The organism is Dysgonomonas sp. HDW5A (assembly GCF_011299555.1).
Classification (GTDB): domain Bacteria; phylum Bacteroidota; class Bacteroidia; order Bacteroidales; family Dysgonomonadaceae; genus Dysgonomonas_A.
The window spans coordinates 3214013-3232017 of record NZ_CP049857.1 but is presented as its reverse complement, the minus strand read 5'-3'; the positions used below and the strand labels follow the sequence as shown (position 1 = coordinate 3232017).

Below are 18005 nucleotides of genomic sequence, written 5' to 3'. Positions count from 1 at the left end.
AAGCTTATTTCACAATTTCTTTCTCGGGTTCCATTTCAGACTCAGTTTTATCCAAAGCTTTTTGGACATTTTGCCACGAACCTCCGTTAGTCACATCTGTAATGCTATTCTCTTCAAGTATTTTCTTCGCTTTTCCGGCACGGTTTCCACTTTTGCAAAAAACAATAATGTGTTTATCAGTTGGCAGTTTTTCAATATTATACTGTAAAAGATGCACCGGTATATTTATAGCTCCGTTCACACTTCCTTCTGAAAATTCTTCATTCGTGCGAACATCAATCAGTACCGCTCCTTCTTTTATCAATCGGGGCAATTCTGATTCCTTTTTTATCTGGTTACATGAATAAAGTATTCCATTCACCAGAAAAACTATTACAACCAAGAAACCTATTCTGAACATATGTATTTAAGAGTTTTTTGCTTTAAATGCCATCGCATAAAATCGCATCTGCTTCACCATCGAAACCAATCCATTCGAACGGGTTGGTGAAAGATGTTCATTCAAACCTATTTTATTAATAAAATACAGATCGGCATTTATTATTTCGTCGGGGGTATGGTTTGTTAATACTCGTATCAACAAAGCTATAATACCTTTTACAATTACGGCATCACTTTCGGCCTTAAATGTAATAATACCATCTTCGTAATCGGCTTGTAGCCATACACGGCTTTGGCATCCTTCTATCAGATTCGATTCTACTTTATATTTCTCATTTAATGGTTCTAATGAATTCCCCAATTCGATCAGATAAGCATATTTATCCATCCAATCCTCAAATATTGAAAATTCTTCTATTATTTCGTCCTGTATATCGTTTATTTTTAGCTGACTCATTTTCTATTATCTATATATATTTATTACTGCCTTGTAAGGCAACAAATTTATTTTTCTTTATAAACTACTTCCAAAACCGTTTGTCCTACAGCCTTAAGTGTTTCTTTACTTACATTATTCATATCATCCTTTGTGGTGTGATGATACCATCCGAAATTCGAATCGGTATTTAAATCTAAATGAATAATATCAACACTGGGTATACCTCTATTTTCGTTTACAGGTACGTGGTCATCTGTTATACCTCCAACATTTTTATCTATAAAATATTTCCCATACCCCAAGTCACGAGCTGTACCCCATACCTTTTCAACTATACCTTGAGCATATTGTCTTGATATTGCTTCCTTATAAAATGTAGCATCAGGAGCACCCACCATATCGAGTAAAATACCAAAACGTGCTTTATATCCGGGGACATGAGGATTTTTAGACCAATATTCTGAACCTAAGCACCATCCTTCTCCCGAAGGAATGTCATGAACAAAAGTTGGAGTACCATAATCCTCGGCATCAAAGAAAATAATATCGACACCTAAATCGGGTGCTTTTTCTTGTAATATACGGGCAACTTCAAGTAATACCCCTACTCCGCTTGCTCCATCATTAGCTCCTTGTACCGGAGTGTGATAGTTTTTTTCATCCGGATCTTTATCCGAAAAAGGGCGTGTATCCCAATGTGCAAATAACAATATGCGGTCTGCCTTTTCAGGATTAAATGCTCCGATTATATTGCGTGCATGTAATATAGTTCCATCAAAGGCTTTCAGATCAGCTTTCTGCTGAGTAACTGTTGCTCCAAAACGTTCGAGTTCTGCTACCAGATAATCACCACAAGCTTTATGAGCCTCAGAGTTAGGTACACGAGGTCCGAAAGCCACTTGTTTATCTACAAAATGATATGCACTGTCCGAATTGAAATCGGGTGAAACTTGCTTATAATCTTGTGCCACAGACGACGTATTATTTACGGTTTTCTGTCCACACGAACAAGCTAATAAACCCATCATAAAACAGGCTAAAGCAGTATATTTAAAAGTCATGTTCATTAATTTCAGGTCGCAGACCTATTTATTACTTAGGGAATACAACAACTATATAGCGTTATAAACCAAAAATAGTTTATTAAATACTTTCGTTTTCTTATTACAAAGATATGCATTAATCAAGTAATGCTAATTATTTGACGGTTCATTTATTTAGGGAATGAACTTGCCAACCCCATACTATGATAAGTTTGCGATAATGTTTCTTCGTTATTTACCATTATCAAAAGCTTATCCCCCACATGAAGTTCGGTTTTTCCTTTAGGTACAAAGTATTTATCATTCCGTTTTACCATTACGACCAGAGCATCATCCGGCAAAGGCATATCCATCAATTTATTTCCATCTTTAACAGCATGTTCGGTAACTACTATTTCGGTAGAAAAGGATCCGATTTCTTCAGGTAACTCCATATCGAAATCATCGTGTCGACGATGAACCTTAGAAGGTCCCAGCAAGCCCAACCATTTAGCAACCTGAGTAAGAAAAGTTCCCTGTAATAAAATAGATAACAATGTTATAAAAAATACGATATTAAATATAAATTGAGCATGAGGAACCCCTGCCGTAAGTGGAAATATGGCAAAAATAATGGGAACAGCCCCCCGTAGTCCAACCCATGAAATAAAGGCTTTATCCTTATAACCCATCTTTCGAAAAGGCAATAAACTAATAAATACACTCAAAGGACGTGCTATAAAAATCATAAACAAACCGATAAGAAGAGCAGGAACCGCAACTGGCAATAATTCTATCGGGTTCACGAGCAAACCTAAAGTTAAGAACATAAGTATCTGGCTCAGCCACGAAATTGCATCAAACAACTTAAATGTAGTACGCTTAGTTACAAATTTAGAGTTACCGATTATCAATCCTCCAATATATACAGCCAAATATCCATTACCATTCACAAAATGAGTAAAAGAAAAAATGAATATACAAAACGTCAACACTATAATAGGGTAATATACCTCATTGCCTATCTTTATCCTATTTAATACATATACAGCAAACCGTCCAACAAAGTAACCAATTGTAGTGCCAACAATTATCTGCATCACAATCGACAAAATTATCATCGGGATATTAGGTTCGCCTCCCGCCTTTATCAAACCGATAAGGGTAATGGTAAGCATATACGCCATCGGATCGTTACTACCACTCTCAAATTCGAGCATGGGTCGTAGATGGTTCTTCAACTGTACATTTTTAGATCCAAGTATTGCAAAAACCGCAGCAGAGTCGGTAGAAGACATTACCGACGCCAATAAAACAGCTGTCAGTAAAGAAATACCCAACGAAGGCAATAACTCGCCACATAACCACCATGTGAATAATCCGGTAAAAGTAGCAGTTAGTATAACCCCCATTGTTGCTAGCATCACACTCTGCTTGATGATAGGCTTTATTTCACTAAATTTGGTATTTAAACCACCTGAAAACAGAATAATACAAAGAGCTAACGTACCGATACCTTCGGCAAGCCTGAGATCATTAAATATAATACCCACGCCATTTGACCCGAAAATCATTCCAACGGCCAAAAATAAAACCAATACCGGAATACCTAAACGTCCCCCGATTCGACCAACTACTATACTGATAAAAAGTAGTATCGACAATATCAATAAAATAGTCTCTAACATCATCTGCTGTTTTTCATTTTGACATTATTTTCACTGACTTCAAGCTCAACAGTAGCACCATGCAAAAGAGAGTAGTTTTCTATGACATGTCCCACTGGAAAGTTAAAGACTAAAGGATAATTATAGTCTTTAACTATATCTCTGATCGATTCATAAATTGTTGAACCCATTAATGGATCTTCCCGACAATCGGTAAATTGACCAACAATTAAAGCTGATATATGGCTGAGTATTCCAGATAATTTCAATTGCCACATCATGCGGTCTATCTTATAAGGAGATTCACCAATGTCTTCGATAAACAAGATCCCATTTTCGGGAACAACCATATAAGGAGTTCCTATTAATCCACTTAAAACCGCCAGATTCCCACCAAACAGTTTTCCTCTCACCAAACCCTCTCTATTTAAAGAGTGCGAATCAAGTGAATATTCCGGCATATCTATAAACAAGCAATCTTTCAGGTAAGAACTAGCTATATCGAGACTATCTTCGGTGAGATGACGAGCCATTGGTGCATGTAACGAAACAATTCCGTCCTGCAGTAAAGCCAAGTGTAGGGCTGTAATATCGCTATAACCAACAATCCATTTAGGATACTTTTTTATTCCCTCGAAGTTTAGTTTGTCTAATAAATGGACAATACCATAGCCCCCCCTTGAACAAAATATTAATCTCACATCAGGATCGTCCATTGCCTGTTGTAAATCGGTAATTCGTTGATCTACCGTACCACCAAACCTACCATATTGTCCTTCGGCGTGAGTAGCAATCTCTACTACCAGTCCCCAATTTTGTAATACTTGGCACGCACCGTTTATATATTGGAGATCTATATTTCCCGAAGGTGATATTATTATAGCTTTATCCCCACTGTTTAAGTTAGGAGGATATATCGTTTTATTCATCGTGAATCATTTGCGTTCAAACAAATGTAGTAATTATTAAGAAAAACGAATAGAAAAGCGATCTTTTTATGATTCGGAAATATATAAAAAAAGGGATACAATAAATTATTGTATCCCTCTTCAATATAAAAGGTTTAATTTATGCATCTATTTTTGCATAGGTTGCATTTTCCTCAATAAACTCACGTCGCGGAGCAACTTCTTCACCCATCAACATAGAGAAAATATGGTCGGCTTCTGCTCCATTCTCAATGGTTACCTGACGAAGTGTTCTATGCTCAGGATTCATGGTTGTATCCCATAACTGAGAAGCATTCATCTCTCCAAGACCTTTGTATCGTTGAGTATGAACAGCGCTTTCATTTCCTTCGCCATATTTATCGATAAATGCCTGACGTTGTCTTTCATCCCAACAGTACTCTTCAACTTTACCTTTTTTACATAAATAAAGAGGAGGCGTAGCAATATAGATGTATCCCAGCTCAATAAGGGGTCTCATATGACGGAAGAAAAAAGTAAGAATCAAAGTTGCAATGTGACTACCGTCAACATCGGCATCGGTCATGATAACCACCTTATGATAACGAAGTTTTGCTAAATTCAATTCTTTAGTATCATCATCGGTACCAATAGAAACTCCAAGAGCTGTATATATATTTCTAATTTCTTCACTCTCGAGCACTTTGTGTTGCATCGCTTTCTCTACATTCAGAATTTTACCTCTCAATGGTAAAATAGCCTGAAAACCACGGTCGCGACCTTGTTTTGCCGTACCACCCGCAGAATCCCCTTCGACAAGGAATATTTCACAAGCAACAGGATCTTTACTCGAACAGTCAGCCAATTTACCGGGCAATCCTCCACCTGTAAGCGGCGATTTGCGTTGTACCATCTCACGAGCTTTACGAGCTGCATAACGAGCTGTAGCGGCAAGAATTACTTTTTCTACAATTATTTTGGCTTCTTTCGGATGTTCTTCCAGATAATAACCTAAGGCCTCACCTACTGCCTGATCTACAGCCCCCATCACCTCATTGTTACCCAATTTAGTTTTGGTCTGTCCTTCAAACTGAGGTTCAGCAACCTTAATAGATACAACAGCAGTTAACCCCTCACGGAAGTCATCACCACTGATGTCCACTTTCACTTTATCCAACATCTTCATATCATCGGCATACTTCTTCAAAGTACGCGACAATCCTCTGCGGAAACCGGTTAAGTGAGTACCACCTTCTATTGTATGGATATTATTTACATACGAATATACATTCTCATTATAAGATGTATTATATGTTATGGCAACTTCTACAGGAACCCCTTGTTTTTCGGTATTTATATGTATAACATCCTCAATCAGAGCCTCCTTAGCTGCATCTATATATCTAACGAATTCTTCAAGACCTTTTTCTGAAAAGAAAGTATCCGACTTGTAAGAACCATCGTCTTTTTTATGTCTCAGGTCAGTCAATGACAACTTAATACCCGCATTCAGGAACGAAAGTTCACGTAAACGAGAAGCCAGAGTATCGTATTTATATTCTGTAGTTATAAATATACTGCTGTCGGGTGTAAATGTAATGGTTGTACCTGTTTCTGTTGAGTCTCCTAATATTTGAATCTCATGCAGTGGTTTTCCGCACGAAAAATCGAGCATATGTATTTTGCCTTCTCTTCGTACTTCGGCTTTCAGATAAGTAGAAAGTGCATTCACACAAGATACCCCTACTCCGTGAAGACCTCCGGAAACTTTATAAGTTCCTTTGTCGAATTTACCTCCGGCATGAAGAACGGTTAAAACTACCTCTAGAGCCGATTTCTGCTCCTTTTCCATGATTCCCACAGGAATACCACGCCCGTTATCCCATACGGAGATAGAATTATCTTCCAGGATAGTTACTCTAATATCATTACAATAGCCAGCTAAAGCCTCATCAATAGAGTTATCGACGACTTCATAAACCAAGTGATGTAAACCTTTTTCACCTATATCACCAATATACATGGCGGGTCTCTTTCTAACAGCTTCAAGACCTTCTAATACTTGAATATTGTCGGCGGAATACGAGCCGCTTGCTAGATTTTTTTCGTTATCTGTCATTTTATTTCATTTAGCGTGCATCTTCAAGTTATTTCAAGCAATGGTGCACAAACCTCCTTAAAAAAGCAAACAAATATACGAAAAATTACCCGTACAAACAAGCAAATTTACATATCATAATTTCAAAACAGGGAGAAGGAAAAACAGACGTATCTATATAAAAGAATACGCTAATAATCAACGAAATGACTACTAGCGCATCCATCAGATAAAGATCTGAATTTATTTCCTGCTTACTTCTTTTCTGCTTTTGCAGGAGCAGATTTTTTCGCATCACTCTTTGTCTCACCTTTCGATGTGCAAGCGGCTTTTTTATCTGTGCCTTTTGAGCAACATGATTTAGTTTCAGTTTTAGCTTTTTCTGCTTTTGCAGGTTTTGCATCCTGAGCCATAACTGCTGTTGATGCTAATAAAGCACAAGACATAACTAGTGACAATGCTATTTTTCTCATAATTCAAAACAATTTATTGTGTTATTCTTTTCTAAACATTAGAAAGACACAAATATAACAGATATCACAGAAAACTGTTCGAAACAGCATCCTTATTAGTCTTAATTAATACTTTCACCTCCACAAACCATCCATCATAAAAGATTTTAACAAAAAAGTGAATAGAAACCACCCAAATACAAGAAAGGTTGAACTTTTCAGTTCAACCTTTCATATTATTTCTTGAGTGATTTCTTATAAAGAATTCACGTGATGAGCAAGTTTTGATTTCAAGTTAGCAGCTTTATTCTTATGAATAACATTCTTTTTAGCTAATTTATCTAACATTGAAGATACAGATGGATACAACTTTTGAGCTTCCTCTTTATCAGTCAAAGCACGAAGCTTTTTAACTGAGTTACGAGCCGTTTTAGCAACATATCTATTGCGTAAACGCTTCACATCTGTTTGACGTATTCTTTTTATCGATGATTTATGATTTGCCATAATGACTAATCTCTGTTATTTTGTTTGTTTCTTAATTACTTGTAGTCCATAGGGGAGTCGAACCCCTCTTTCCAGGATGAAAACCTGGCGTCCTAACCGATAGACGAATGGACCAATTTTCGAGTTAATGCTTGACTTTTCAAGCGTTGCTTATCTCTCGATTGCGGATGCAAAGGTAGTGGATATTTCTATTCCTGCAAACATTCCCAACACTTTTTTTCAAAAAAAATAAGCATTCTGATCTAAAAAATTAGAAATCAGGAATATAAAAATACAACTTTTTTTCATTATTTCAAAGCTCGATATGCTTTTCCGATATATTCGATCATATCGGTGGGCAACATTCCTTGTTGAGATTTTGATTTTGCAGCTAAATCCCCGGATAAACCGTGTAGATATACTCCCAAAATCGCTGCATTTTGCGGAAAATATCCTTGTGCCAACAAAGAAGTGATCATTCCCGTTAAAACATCACCGCTTCCACCTGTCGCCATCCCCGGATTTCCCGTGGAGTTAAAGAATACTTTTCCCTCCGGAGTAACAACAGCAGTGCATGCACCCTTTAGTATAATATAAACATCATGGCTCCTAGCAAAATCACGAGCCCTTTTGAGCCGTTCGTAACCATTTTTGGAAACAGCACCTGATAGTCGATCAAATTCGACAGGATGTGGCGTTAAAATACTTTTAGGGGGTATTTTACTGCGGAGCACATCATCCTCTGCTATTAAATTAAGCGCATCGGCATCAATTACCATCGGTTTATGATAGCGATCAAACAAATCGTGCAATAAATATTTTGCCTTATCTCCGGTTCCAATACCGGGTCCGATACCTACTGTAAACGAATTAACATCCAACTCTACCTTACTTACATTTTCCGAAAACTCATCGGCATCAACCATCGCTTCGGGAACAGCAGTCTGCAATATATCGACTCCACAACGAGGCACATGCATGGTAAGAAGCCCCACTCCCGTTCTCAAACAGGCACGAGCTGACAAAACTGCCGCTCCTATTTTACCATACGAACCGGCAATTATCAGAGCCTTTCCATAAGTACCTTTATGCGAAAAAGCTCCTCTTGACAATGGTAATGTTGCCACATCTGCTTTTTCTGTAAAATACAGATCGGTATGCTCTTCGTTGATACACTTATCGCACAAGCCAATATCAAGAACGATCATTTTTTTACAATAATCGCCGCTATCGGGCAAAAGCAATGATAATTTGGGAAATTGGAAAGTAAAAACTTTTTCGGCTCGAATAATACCCTCTTGGTTATTATTAAGATTATCCTCAACAAACAACCCCGATGGCATATCAATAGAATACACTTTGTTATTAGACGAATTTATCGCCTCAACAACATTCAAAAACACCCCATCCAAGGGACGGTTCAATCCCGAACCAAACAATCCGTCAATTACAATACAATCAGGATATATATGAGGGATATCTTTCTTTTCTTTTATAATGGAAACATTTGTCAAACGTTCCAAACGCTCCTTATTTTCACGGCAATCGTCTGAAAATCGATCATCAGGAGCAACTATATATACATCCAGCTTATAATGCTTAGACAACAATATACGAGCTACGGCAAGAGCATCGCCTCCGTTATTACCCATTCCTGCAAAAACAAGAACAGGCTGATTGATATCTAAAACACGAATAAGTTTTTCTGAAACTGCAAGCGAAGCTCTTTCCATCAGATCAACAGATGTGACTCCCTGATTAACAACGGTACATCCATCTATTTTCTTTATCTGAGCTACATCAAAAATCTTTACCATAACTACGTTTTTATAAAAGATCAAAACCGATTAAAGTATTCCAATCTATTTCACACCTTATTATTCTTCAGATCTAATTCCAGAGAAAACTATTCTTTATGAAACACAGTAGCCGAAGCTTGTGCTTTTGCCATCAGCAATACATCTTGTACATCCACATGATCGGGAGCCGATACTGCATAGTAAATAGCATCTGCCACATCTTCTGCTCGAAGAGGAACAAAACCGTCATAGACTTTATCTGCACGACTTTGATCTCCCTTGAAACGAACTACAGAGAATTCGGTCTCCACAGCTCCCGGGGAAACCAAGGTCACTTTAATACCGTAATTAACCATATCTAAACGCATACCTTGAGACAATGCCTTAACAGCATGTTTGGTCGCACAGTACACTCCACCATTGGCATATACCTCTCGGGATGCAATAGAACCTATATTAATAATATGCCCCGATTTACGCTCGATCATACCGGGCGAAACGATACGTGTCACATACAATAGACCTTTGATATTCGTATCAATCATCCGCTCCCAATCATCCACAACTCCTTCCTGAATAGAATTTAATCCAACTGCAAGACCAGCATTATTAACCAGTACATCAATATTTTTCCATCTTTCGGGGAGATTGCCGAGATACTTTTCAACATCAGCATAATTACGTACATCAAACCCCAAAGAAAGCACTTCGGCTTTATGTTCATTTTGAAGTAATTTTTCCAGCTCAAGCAGTTTTTCTTTTCTACGTCCGGTGATAATAATATCAAAACCATTTTTAGCCAATACTTCGGCTGTAGCCTTTCCTATTCCGGAAGTCGCTCCGGTTATTAGTGCAATCTTTTTCATCTAATCTTATTTTTTTATTCTAAGTTCGCAGAACTATTTATTACTTTGATAAACAAAACATCTGTAAATAGTAGCACAAGTACTTCATTATACTTACTAACCCTTAAAGGTAAGATATTTTGACGTCAGGCTGAAAAACTATTCTATAAAAAAAACAAACGCACATTCAAACTTCACCTAGCTATCCGCTAAAATATTGACTTCAATACAAATACTACAAAAAAAGTCCTTGACATTTTACAACATCAAGGACTTATTCATATACAGATCAACCAATCAACTACCTCTGTAAGTAGAGTATCCATAAGGACTTAATGTTATCGGAACATGATAATGACTATTACCGTCTATTTCGAAAACCACTTGCACGAAAGGATAAAAAGTCTTAACGGCACGACTTTCAAAGTAAGATCGTGTAAAAAAAGTAAGACGATATACACCTGTATTTTTATCTTTTGAATTTTCATCCAAAAGTAAAAATGTACCTATACGACCATTTTCGTCTGTTTTCTTCTCATCTAACTTTTCCCATCCCGAGCCTTCGTCATTTTGCTTTTCGAGCATCACTAAAACATTTGCACTTGGCGTACCTGTTGTAATATCAAGAATATGTGTACTCAATTGATATTTTTGAGTTTGGGCTGATAACTGAAAACTACAAAACAATATTGAAATAAAAGCTAAGATATTTCTCATAATTGAACTATTTAATTGATCGATTAAAAACTTAAAACTATTTTATACATCCAAGCATAACAACGATTAACTGATATAGTTTAAGAACTCATTATAATTTCAAGTAAAAATCTTTCACCAACTCGGTGAAATCATCAGTATATACATGACGTTCTTTCTCTATAATTAAATCTGCAATTTCAGTGTCCTGCTTCACTTTAGAAAATTCGAGTAACACTCTTTTAGCATTTAAATGAGGCATCGGATAAACATTCGTTATTCGGGAAACAAATAAACCTGCATTTTCAGCCAAACCAATCAATACATCTTTCTCAGCATAGGGAAATATAAGTGACAAATAACCATCCGAAGATAATAAACGAGCTGAAATATTCATAAATTCGACCATTGGCAGCGAGTTTGTATGCCTTGCAAGTGTGCGTTGCCCATCAGGCGAATGCAGTGAAGACGAAAAATAAGGAGGATTAGAAACAATCATATCATATTTCGCATCGCATTTCTCAACATAATCCTGTAATGAAGAATGAATAGCCTTTACATTCTGAAAAGATGCCCTCTCCACATTTTCCGATGTTTGCAATACAGCATCTTCGTCTATATCGATAGCATCAATTGATATGAAACCTTCGGAACGCTGAGACAACATTAGAGCAATCAAACCCGTGCCCGTACCTACGTCTAAAACTCTCCTGACTTTACCTAATTTAACCCACGCCCCCAACAATACACCATCAGTTCCCACTTTCATGGCACATATGTCGTGATAAACTGTGAATTTTTTAAAACTGAAGTATGGATTGGACATATATAAATAACTTAAAGACAAATTGGCAACACCAATGCCCGAAACAGCTCTCTAAAACTATAGTGGCACAGTATTTGTAAAAGTAAAAATAGTAAAACAAAGTTAGGCATTATTATTAACTTTGTAAACCTCAAAAAACAAGAAATATAACAGGATAAAACGAAATAACATACAATGTTTGACAATAAAGACAGAGATTTTTTTAGTATGGACGGGAACTCTGAGCCTGTAATTTCTATCGTTTCGGATGAATTAGGCAATATCGATTTTGATATTGACGAAAAGTATCTGAAAGAAGAAATTCCGCTTCTGGCTCTTCGAAACACAATCATCTTTCCCGGAACCAGCCTTCCTATTACTGTAGCACGCTCCAAATCTTTGAAGGCTCTAAAAAGCCTGAAAAACGGAAAAGGCATAGTAGGATTGGTTTGTCAGAAAGATGCAGAAACGGAAGATCCCGAACAAAACGACTTATATGACATTGGTGTCATCGGAGAAGTTATCCGCATAATAGATATACCTAACGATCCTAATCTTACGGTTATATTACAGGGTAAAAAACGTTTCAGAATAGATCAGATAACCACTACCGAACCCTTTCTGAAAGCTAAATATACATTAAAGGAAACAACTATTGCCGAAAAAGACGATAAAGAGTACCAAGTACTTTTAGAATCGATCCGCGACTTGACTATACATATGCTACGTATGTACGGCGATCCTCCAAAGGATTTAGTAAGTAAGCTCAACGAAAATTCGAAATCGCCTTTATTGGTAAATTATTGTTGTACAAACCTGCCTGTACCCGGTTCTGAGAAACAAGAGTTACTCAATATCGATGATGATAAAAACAGGGCTTACCGTTTGTTGATGATATTGAACAGGGAAACTCAAATGCTGGAAATGAAAATGAATATCCAGATGAAAACCCGTGAGGAATTGAATCAGCAACAAAAGGAATATTTTCTTCAACAACAGATCAAAACTATTCAGGATGAATTGGGAGGCAACCCTCAGCAAGCAGATATAGATGATCTGAAAGAAAAGATCAAGACTAAAAAGTGGGATGAGAAAGTAGCTGAAAGCGTAGACAAAGAAATCAAGAAATTGGAACGTCTGCACCCTCAGTCACCCGATTATTCTACACAATATACTTATTTGCAAACTCTGTTGGAATTGCCTTGGAACGAATATACCAAAGACAACTTCAACCTGAAACATGCACAAAAAGTACTCGACAGAGACCACTTCGGACTCGAAAAAGTAAAGGAACGTATTATTGAGCATCTTGCGGTATTGAAATTGAAAGGCGACCTTAAGTCTCCGATCATCTGTCTGTACGGCCCTCCCGGAGTAGGTAAAACGTCTTTAGGTAAATCTGTAGCCGAAGCTCTCAACCGTAAGTATGTAAGAGTATCTTTTGGCGGATTGCATGACGAATCGGAAATCAGAGGACACCGCCGTACTTATATAGGTGCTATGCCCGGACGTATCATTCAGAATATACAAAAGGCAGGTTCATCAAACCCTGTATTTGTATTGGATGAAATAGATAAAATCGGTAACGACTTTAGAGGTGATCCCGCATCGGCTCTTCTGGAAGTACTTGATCCCGAACAAAACTCGGCTTTTCATGACAATTATCTGAATATCGATTACGATTTGTCGAAAGTTCTGTTCATCGCAACAGCCAATAATGTTTCGGCAATATCACAACCTCTGCTCGACCGTATGGAGTTGATCGATATCAGCGGATATATTATGGAAGAAAAAGTAGAGATTGCACGTAAGCATCTTATACCAAAACAATTGGAAAATCACGGTCTGAAAAAGGAAGATATTGATATTCCTAAAAAGACTATTGAGAAAATTATAGAAAATTACACACGCGAATCGGGAGTGAGATCTTTAGACAAGACTCTGGCTCAGATAATGCGTAAAGTAGCACTGAAGGTGGCTTTAAAAGAAGAATATCCTAAAATTCTAGAAGCAGCCAATCTGAAAGATTATCTGGGAGCAAACAGATTTTCGAGAGACGAATATCAAGGCAACGATTATGCAGGGGTTGTAACCGGCTTGGCTTGGACTTCAGTAGGTGGTGAGATTCTATTTATAGAAACATCGCTAAGCAAAGGAAAAGGCAGCAAACTGACTCTTACCGGAAACTTAGGAGATGTAATGAAAGAATCGGCAATGCTGGCTCTCGAATACATACATTCTCATAATCAAAGATTAGGCATTGACGATAGTGTGCTCGAAAACTGGAATGTACACGTGCATGTACCCGAAGGTGCTATTCCTAAGGACGGACCTTCTGCCGGTATTACGATGGTAACATCTCTGGCTTCGGCGTTTACACAACGTAAGGTGAGATCTAATTTGGCTATGACAGGCGAAATTACCCTTCGGGGAAAAGTGCTTCCTGTGGGTGGTATCCGCGAAAAGATATTGGCTGCTAAACGTGCCGGCATCAAAGAGATCATTCTGTGTAAAGAGAATCAAAAGGATATAGAGGAAATAAAAGAACTTTATCTGAAAGGACTTACTTTTCATTATGTTTCTGATATATCGGAGGTTTTGGATATTGCTCTTCTTAAGGATAAAGTAAAAAATCCTCTAAGTTTCGAAATAAAAGAAACTGAGAAGAAAAGCAATTAAAATTACAGACCTTTTTATTTCATATACTTTGGTAAGTATTGTTGTCACATTGAAATACAGTATCTATAAGTATGCTTGAACTGGTAAGAACCGATAGCGAAAACAGCGATTTCAGAGAACTGATTTGTAAACTCGATAGTGAATTAAGCATTCGCAATGGCGATACACAATTTCAGTATAATATTTACAACAAGATACCTTTTATCGAAACCGTTGTAATAGCCTATTGGAACGACAAAGCAGTGGGATGCTGTTGTTTCAAAGCATTTGAGAATAAAACGGTAGAAGTAAAACGGATGTACCTAGATACTGAATACAGAGGAAATGGTATTGCACAAAAGATGCTCTCGGAAATAGAATCGTGGGCTAAGGAGAAAGGTTTTTTGGATACGGTTCTCGAAACAGGTTATAAAATGATTGAAGCCATACATCTGTACAAAAAGATGGGCTACAGCCAGATACCCAATTACGGACAATATGCAGACAATCCCGAAAGCATTTGTATGAGTAAATCGTTACAATAAAATACAGATAACAGACAAAAGGCAGATAGTAAAACATCTGCCTTTTTCTTTTTTAGCAAGATTGGATAAGTAAACCAAAACAAGATATCCCTATCTTTGCTTTCGAATATAAACAACTAATAATTAACATCATGGAACAAACTTTTTGCCAAAGCTGCGGTATGCCAATGTCTGCAGAATTTAACAGCACAAACAAAGACGGATCAGTAAATACTACCTATTGCAGTTATTGCTATAAAGACGGAGAATTTACAGCAGATGTAACGATGGATGAAATGATTTTGAAATGTGCTGAGTATGTAGATGAGTTTAACAAAGACTCAGATATCAAATACACAAAAGAAGAAGCTATTGCCGGCATGAAGCAGCACTTCCCTACCCTTTTACGCTGGAAAAGCTAAATAAAAGTAAATGCGAATAATCATTCGCACGAGAAATGAGTGGGCGTATAATTATACGCCCCTACTGTATAGATGATACTTTTTATTTTTTGAAATTCTATGGAATATACTATTTGCCAAAGTTGTGGAATGCCACTGCATCAATTAAATGAATTCGGAACCGATAAAAAAGGTATCAGAGTAAAAGACTACTGCCAGTACTGTTTTAAAGACGGTCAATTCACATCCGATTCAACAATGGACGAAATGGTTGAGCTTTGTGCAAAATATATGACCGACATTTCCCAGAATGAAGCCGTAACGCATCTGAGGCAAAAACTTCCCACACTGAAACGGTGGGCACAAAAAGAAAACACGCAAAAAGAATATCATAAGTCGATCAATAAAGTGCTCGATTACATCAATGAGCATTTGAACGAAAAACCCGACCTCGCTACCCTATCCCAAATAGCCAATGTATCGCCTTTTCATTTTCACCGCATATTTAAAGCCATCATTGGCGAAAATCTGGGCGAATATGTACAGCGTTTACGGTTGGAATATGTAGCCGGAAAGCTCAAAACAACAGATTTAAGCCTCAATATACTAGCCGAAAAAACAGGTTACAACTCTGAACAGGCCTTATCTAAAGCTTTCAAGAAACATTTTGGAACACCTCCCAGTATGTATAAACTGGCATCAACCGAAACAAGAGATTACAGTCAGAACCAACTATCTCCTCAGATTTGTGAGATCGCACCCAAAAACATTATTTACATAAGAGTTATTGCTCCCTATGGAACCAAAGAAGTGTACGATAAAGCATGGAGCGAACTGAATCATTTTGCCGCAGATAATGATCTGCTACAAAAGCCAAACGAATGGCTAGGCATTAGCCTTGATGATCCTAATACAACACAAACCAATAAATGCCGCTTCTATGCCTGTTTGACAATTGACAAACCAATCGGTCCCATAGGAAAAATAGGCTGCAAAAATATAAAAGGCGGATTATACGCCATCTTTACGCACATGGGATCATACAGCGGATTAAATGAATACTATAAAAATATATGGTTCGGGTGGCTACCCTCTTCCGATTACCGTTTAAGACAAGCAACTTTCTTTGAAAAATATGTAAGCGACCCCGATAAGGTAAAAGCCGAAGACACCGTTACCGAAATATACATACCTGTATCACTAAAATAAATAAGATTACCGCTACGCTTCTCAAAGCAATAAAAAGGTCTGAGACCTTAAAAAAGTAAAACGAAAAATATCTCTTTGTTTGTATCTACTCTTTTTTTGCTACTTTCGCACTGTCATTACATGGATGGTTAACAAAGATTATGAGCGAAAATAAAAACAGCATGGTATCTACTGCCATGAATTATGCTATCCCATTGGGATTATTCTGGGTGTTCAAATATTTGTTTGTCATAGGCGGCGAATACACCGAAATAAGTAAATATATCAATAGCATTTTGGGTATAGTAACTCCCGTGCTCACCTATATGCTAATTTGCAGATACAGAGATAAGGATAAAGGAGGAAACATTCTCTACGGTGAAGCAATTCTATTCATTCTTTTGATTTTTCTACTTGCGTCACTCATCGAATCGGTAATAACCAGCCTACACCTCTTGGTCATCAATCCCGGGTTAGTTACACAAATGAATGAGCAAATATATGATGTAATAAGCAAAATGCATCTGCCCGATATATACTCAAAAACAGTTCTTTCTTATGGAGGGCTCTATTATATCTTTGCTATTGTTTTTCAAAATATGATCATAGGAATGTTTCTGGCTTTAGTACTCGGCTATTTTGCTTCACGCCAGAAAAACAATCCACATCAAAATATATAATCTATGGACTTATCGATTGTTATCCCTTTATATAACGAAGATGAATCGTTACCCGAACTATACAATTGGATAGAACGTGTAATGCAGGAACGCAACTTTTCGTACGAAGTTATATTTGTGGATGACGGGAGTACAGACACATCGTGGCAGGTAATTACTCAATTGAGAGAAAAGTCACCACACGTAAAGGGTATTAAATTTCGTCGTAATTATGGCAAATCGCCGGCTCTGCACTGTGCCTTCGAAATTGCACAGGGAGATGTTATCATCACCATGGATGCCGATCTGCAAGACAGTCCCGAAGAAATTCCGGCACTGTATGACATGATTATCAACGAAAAATACGATTTGGTATCAGGATGGAAAAAGAAAAGATACGATCCGATAACCAAAACATTACCCACCAAATTATTTAACGCCACAGCACGCAAAGTATCGGGTATTCAATTACACGATTTTAATTGCGGGTTGAAAGCTTATAGAAAAGACGTCGTTAAAAACATAGAAGTATATAACGATATGCATCGTTACATACCCTACCTTGCTAAGATTGCAGGTTTTAAACGTATAGGAGAAAAGGAAGTACAACATCAATCACGTAAATACGGTAGTAGCAAATTCGGTATAAACCGTTTCTTTAACGGTTACCTTGATCTACTCACATTGTGGTTCCTGTCTACTTTCGGACGCAAACCGATGCACTTCTTCGGATTATTGGGAAGCTTTATGTTCTTTATCGGACTAATTACCGTTATTTCAATCGGAGCATCTAAAATGTATGCAATGACACATGGGCATCCCTATTCGTTAGTAACCGATTCGCCTTACTTTTATATATCTCTTACAACAATGATATTGGGTACTCAACTATTTCTTGCCGGATTTATTGGTGAACTGATTTCTCGCAATTCGGCTGGACGTAATGATTATAAAATAGAAACCGAGATATTATAAAG

Annotated in this window: 18 protein-coding genes and 1 tRNA gene; 6 read left to right on the top strand and 13 right to left on the bottom strand. The window is 37.3% G+C overall.

Annotated elements, in window-relative coordinates; all coding sequences use genetic code 11:
• Positions 1 to 4: 4 nt before the first annotated feature.
• From G7050_RS13565 to G7050_RS13505, 13 genes are all read right to left on the bottom strand, one after another.
• A complete protein-coding gene (locus G7050_RS13565) occupies positions 5 to 400 on the bottom strand; it encodes a rhodanese-like domain-containing protein (RefSeq protein ID WP_166116335.1) in 396 nt (131 codons plus the stop codon).
• 6 nt (positions 401 to 406) lie between these two features.
• Entirely contained in the window at positions 407 to 838 is a 432-nt protein-coding gene (locus tag G7050_RS13560) for a SufE family protein (RefSeq protein ID WP_166116333.1), read from the bottom strand.
• Positions 839 to 885: 47 nt separating this feature from the next.
• Positions 886 to 1881, bottom strand: coding sequence for a M28 family peptidase (locus G7050_RS13555; RefSeq protein WP_166116331.1), 996 nt, complete (start codon positions 1879 to 1881; stop codon positions 886 to 888).
• A 152-nt stretch (positions 1882 to 2033) separates the two neighbouring features.
• Positions 2034 to 3533, bottom strand: a complete 1500-nt coding sequence (locus tag G7050_RS13550) for a potassium/proton antiporter (protein WP_166116329.1) — start codon at positions 3531 to 3533, stop codon at positions 2034 to 2036.
• Positions 3530 to 4438 carry an LD-carboxypeptidase gene (locus G7050_RS13545; protein ID WP_166116327.1) on the bottom strand — a complete coding sequence of 303 codons (909 nt, stop codon included), beginning with the start codon at positions 4436 to 4438 and terminating at the stop codon, positions 3530 to 3532. Before G7050_RS13545 ends, G7050_RS13550 begins: the two co-directional genes overlap by 4 nt.
• A 139-nt stretch (positions 4439 to 4577) precedes the next feature.
• On the bottom strand, positions 4578 to 6536 hold the full coding sequence (gene gyrB / locus G7050_RS13540; protein ID WP_166116324.1) for a DNA topoisomerase (ATP-hydrolyzing) subunit B: 1959 nt from the start codon (positions 6534 to 6536) through the stop codon (positions 4578 to 4580).
• 233 nt (positions 6537 to 6769) lie between these two features.
• Complete coding sequence (locus G7050_RS13535; protein WP_166116322.1) at positions 6770 to 6988, bottom strand: hypothetical protein; 219 nt, start codon at positions 6986 to 6988, stop codon at positions 6770 to 6772.
• Between the two features lie 234 nt (positions 6989 to 7222).
• Positions 7223 to 7474, bottom strand: a complete 252-nt coding sequence (gene rpsT / locus G7050_RS13530; protein WP_166116320.1) for a 30S ribosomal protein S20 — start codon at positions 7472 to 7474, stop codon at positions 7223 to 7225.
• 42 nt (positions 7475 to 7516) lie between these two features.
• Positions 7517 to 7588: transfer RNA gene (locus tag G7050_RS13525), tRNA-Glu, on the bottom strand.
• 173 nt (positions 7589 to 7761) lie between these two features.
• Positions 7762 to 9270 (bottom strand): NAD(P)H-hydrate dehydratase, encoded by a 1509-nt coding sequence (locus G7050_RS13520; RefSeq protein WP_166116318.1) that lies wholly within the window; start codon positions 9268 to 9270, stop codon positions 7762 to 7764.
• Positions 9271 to 9359: 89 nt separating this feature from the next.
• On the bottom strand, positions 9360 to 10118 hold the full coding sequence (locus G7050_RS13515) for an SDR family NAD(P)-dependent oxidoreductase (RefSeq protein WP_166116316.1): 759 nt from the start codon (positions 10116 to 10118) through the stop codon (positions 9360 to 9362).
• Positions 10119 to 10394: 276 nt separating this feature from the next.
• Positions 10395 to 10814, bottom strand: coding sequence for a hydroxyisourate hydrolase (gene uraH, locus G7050_RS13510; RefSeq protein WP_166116314.1), 420 nt, complete (start codon positions 10812 to 10814; stop codon positions 10395 to 10397).
• Positions 10815 to 10905: 91 nt separating this feature from the next.
• On the bottom strand, positions 10906 to 11619 hold the full coding sequence (locus G7050_RS13505) for a tRNA1(Val) (adenine(37)-N6)-methyltransferase (protein ID WP_166116312.1): 714 nt from the start codon (positions 11617 to 11619) through the stop codon (positions 10906 to 10908).
• Between the two features lie 174 nt (positions 11620 to 11793).
• Here G7050_RS13505 and lon point away from each other — a divergent pair, with 174 nt between their 5' ends.
• The 6 genes from lon (at position 11794) to G7050_RS13475 (ending at position 18003) form a co-directional block, all read left to right on the top strand.
• Positions 11794 to 14277, top strand: coding sequence for an endopeptidase La (gene lon / locus G7050_RS13500; RefSeq protein WP_166116310.1), 2484 nt, complete (start codon positions 11794 to 11796; stop codon positions 14275 to 14277).
• Between the two features lie 71 nt (positions 14278 to 14348).
• Complete coding sequence (locus G7050_RS13495) at positions 14349 to 14801, top strand: GNAT family N-acetyltransferase (protein ID WP_166116308.1); 453 nt, start codon at positions 14349 to 14351, stop codon at positions 14799 to 14801.
• Between the two features lie 131 nt (positions 14802 to 14932).
• Positions 14933 to 15202 carry a zinc ribbon domain-containing protein gene (locus tag G7050_RS13490; protein ID WP_166116305.1) on the top strand — a complete coding sequence of 90 codons (270 nt, stop codon included), beginning with the start codon at positions 14933 to 14935 and terminating at the stop codon, positions 15200 to 15202.
• A 99-nt stretch (positions 15203 to 15301) separates the two neighbouring features.
• Positions 15302 to 16390 (top strand): GyrI-like domain-containing protein, encoded by a 1089-nt coding sequence (locus tag G7050_RS13485; protein WP_255499149.1) that lies wholly within the window; start codon positions 15302 to 15304, stop codon positions 16388 to 16390.
• A gap of 140 nt (positions 16391 to 16530) precedes the next feature.
• Complete coding sequence (locus G7050_RS13480; protein WP_166116303.1) at positions 16531 to 17049, top strand: DUF4199 domain-containing protein; 519 nt, start codon at positions 16531 to 16533, stop codon at positions 17047 to 17049.
• A 3-nt stretch (positions 17050 to 17052) separates the two neighbouring features.
• A complete protein-coding gene (locus G7050_RS13475) occupies positions 17053 to 18003 on the top strand; it encodes a glycosyltransferase family 2 protein (protein WP_166116300.1) in 951 nt (316 codons plus the stop codon).
• Positions 18004 to 18005: the final 2 nt, after the last annotated feature.